This is a genomic window from Rhodococcus sp. (in: high G+C Gram-positive bacteria) (genome assembly GCF_049591685.1).
Classification (GTDB): Bacteria; Actinomycetota; Actinomycetes; order Mycobacteriales; family Mycobacteriaceae; genus Rhodococcoides.
In genome coordinates this window covers 1-2923 of sequence record NZ_JBAWFH010000556.1, presented here as the reverse complement: position 1 = coordinate 2923, position 2923 = coordinate 1, and the positions used below count along the sequence as shown (strand labels likewise).

Genomic DNA, 2923 nt, shown 5'->3' with positions numbered 1-2923 from the left:
GTACATGCTCGCCGACGGCGGATTCAACATGGTCGGCGCTTAGGCGCGCCGGTACCGCAACGACAACAAAGATCTAGGAGAGAAGAACGATGAAGCTCATTACTTTCGACGACGGTCGCGTCGGTCGCCTCGAACTCGAGGAGAACCTCGTCATCGAACTCGACGTGCCCTCGACCCGCGAATACTTCGAACTCGAGGGCAAGGTATCCGAGACCGGCGAGCGCCTCGCCTACAGCGATGTGCGTCTGCGCGCCCCCATCGTGCCCAAGAAGTTCTTCCACACCGCCGGAAACTTCGCGGCTCACCACGAAGAGCTCGAAGCCGTCGACTGGTCGCACCCGGTGCACAAGGGCATCGTGTTCTTCCAGAACATCGACGCCATCATCGGCCCGGACGACGAAATCGTCTACCCCGACCAGCTCACCCGCGAGATGGACTACGAGCTCGAGATGCTGGCAGTCATCGGCAAGCCGGGCAAGTTCTTCAGCCCCGAAGACGCCGTCGAGCACATCGCCGGCTTCACGATCTTCAACGACATCTCGGCGCGCGACATCCAGCGCAAAGAGATGGAATCGGGCGTCTTCTCGTTCTCGAAGGCGATCGACACCTTCTGCCCGATCGGCCCGTACATCGTGACCATCGATGAAGTGCCCGACTACCAGAACCTCGCGATGGAGTTGCGCGTCAACGGCGATGTTCGCCAGAAGGGCAACACGAACGAGATGATCGTCACGCTGCCACACCTCATCTCCTACCACTCGCCGCAGATCTTCAGCGCGGGTGACCTCATCAGCACCGGCACCATCCGCGGAGTCGCGGCGATCCAGCCGAACCCGTTCGACTTCTACCTCAAGCCCGGTGACGTCGTCGAGGCAGAGATCCAGGGTCTCGGTGTCCTTCGCAACAAGGTCATCAGCTGGGAAGAGCGCTACGGCGAGCCCGCCCCGAAGCGCGTGGACTGGTAGGCCTGACCTGTGAAGATCGCGAACCTGGCAGGGCGTGCGGTGCTGGTGACGGATGCCGGTGCGCTCGATGTGGCCGTGGCGTCGGGTGGCCGGTTCGGCCCAGACCCGCAGGCGTTGTTCGAGGACTGGACGGCGTTCGCCGAGTGGGCTGAGGGGTCGGATGCCGCAGCGCATCCGGCATCCGCTTTCGATGAGGCACTTCTCGGTGCTCCGGTGCCGCGCCCGCGCCAGGTATTCGCGATCGGCTTGAATTACGCCGAGCACGCGGCCGAAGCGGGCTATCCGCCGGATGAGATGCCGGTGACCTTCACGAAGTTCCCGACGTCGATCGTCGGACAGTGCCATGTCGTCGAACTCCCCGAGGGCAACGTCGATTGGGAAGTCGAGCTCGTCGTCGTGATCGGCCGTGAGGGGTACAAAGTCGACAGAGGGAGCGCGTGGGACCATGTCGCGGGTCTGACGATCGGGCAGGATCTTTCCGAGCGCATCACGCAGCTCCAGGGATCGTCGCCGCAGTTCAGCCTGGGCAAATCCTTCCCCGGATTCGGGCCGACAGGGCCATGGCTCGTGACTGCCGACGAGTTCGCCGAGCGGGACGACCTCGCGATCGCGTGCAGCCTGTCGGGTAAAGGGATGCAGTCCTCTCGCACGTCGATGATGCTCTACGACATTGCCGAGCTGCTGGTGCGGCTGTCGGCGGTCACGCCGCTGCTGCCGGGCGACATCATCTTCTCGGGCACGCCGTCCGGCATCGGCAATCGACGCACACCGAAGCGGTTCATCGGCCCGGATGACGTGCTGGTGAGCGAGATCGAGGGCATCGGCACGCTGACCACGACGTTCACGCGCACCTCGTGAAACCGCTCTGCCACGACCTTCGCGTCGAATACCTCACGGCCCCGCGCTCGGGATCGGGGTACGCGCTCCGCGGTTCTCGTGGATCGTCGACCACGCGCAGGACGGCTCGCCAGGACGCGGGAGGCGACGGCGTCGAGCTGGCGGACGTGCCCGAACCGAAACTCCCGAAGGAACGATCCCAGCGTCGACGGCGCATACGTCCGGTCGAACAACCGGCCCATCCCGCCATGGCGGAGCAGGTTCATGTCGTCGATCGAGTCCGCCCCGGCGAGCATCCCCGCCACCAGCGCCATCACCTTCGCGCCAGCGCTTGCGCCCTTGTCCGTCGGGACACTCAACCGGTCGCGAGCCAACTCCGTTAGACCGGCCCGCTGCGCGAGCCTGAGCATCGGCACCAGTCCTGCGGTCGACACGAGGTTCGGATCATCGAACACCGCAGACACCGCGGCGGGAGCGTGCTTGAATTGCACCTACGAGATGCTTCTCGGATCGGTTGAACAGTTGCCCTATACAAGCTCTATTCGTAGGGGACTGCCGTGGGACTTCGGTGTCCCGATATCAGCCTTTGCGCAGACAGCGTCGTCTTGCACCGGCACTCGGTCCTACACGGTGTCAACGTCCCGCCCACAGGTGGACGATGGAGGCCTTCCAGCCCGGAGCAGGAACTGCCGTCAGGGGTATGTCGTGGTCGCGAGGCCACGAAGGGTACCGCGATAGATCGTCGTGAGGTCGTGGACGAGGCGGGCGGGCGATCGCTTGGTGACTCCGAGGAGGTCGAGGATCTCGCGGGAGTTGTGCATTGAATTGCGTAGGGCCAACGCGTATTCGTAGAGCGACTCGTCGACGTGCTCAACGTCCATGAGCTCTCTGACGGCTTTGCCCCATGCTCGCTCTAGCGTTTTCGCGTGGCGTTCTCCGCGTTGGTGGCGCGCGAGGTATCCCTCGCGGGATCGGAGCAGGACCATCGCCGATCCGTATCGTCCGACCAGCTCGAGCCATTTTCCGAGCACGGCTTCGAAGAAATCGACCCCGACCAGTTGCAGATCTTCCGAGTACGCGATGAGTTCCTCGAGAGGAGATATCAGGTAGTCACGGTGCAG

Annotated in this window: 3 protein-coding genes and 1 pseudogene; 2 read left to right on the top strand and 2 right to left on the bottom strand. The window is 63.8% G+C overall.

The window, feature by feature from the left end; genetic code table 11:
• The first annotated feature begins 89 nt into the window (after positions 1 to 89).
• Together WBQ44_RS22810 and WBQ44_RS22805 are read left to right on the top strand one after the other, a co-directional pair.
• On the top strand, positions 90 to 965 hold the full coding sequence (locus WBQ44_RS22810; protein WP_495568932.1) for a fumarylacetoacetate hydrolase family protein: 876 nt from the start codon (positions 90 to 92) through the stop codon (positions 963 to 965).
• A gap of 9 nt (positions 966 to 974) precedes the next feature.
• Positions 975 to 1823 (top strand): fumarylacetoacetate hydrolase family protein, encoded by an 849-nt coding sequence (locus tag WBQ44_RS22805; RefSeq protein WP_495568931.1) that lies wholly within the window; start codon positions 975 to 977, stop codon positions 1821 to 1823.
• A 110-nt stretch (positions 1824 to 1933) separates the two neighbouring features.
• On the opposite strand, the pseudogene WBQ44_RS22800 reads toward WBQ44_RS22805, so the two are convergent.
• A pseudogene (locus WBQ44_RS22800) lies at positions 1934 to 2293 on the bottom strand (IS1380 family transposase); the annotation flags it as partial.
• 201 nt (positions 2294 to 2494) lie between these two features.
• Positions 2495 to 2923: hypothetical protein (locus tag WBQ44_RS22795; protein ID WP_495568930.1), on the bottom strand; the 429-nt coding region annotated here is incomplete at its 5' end.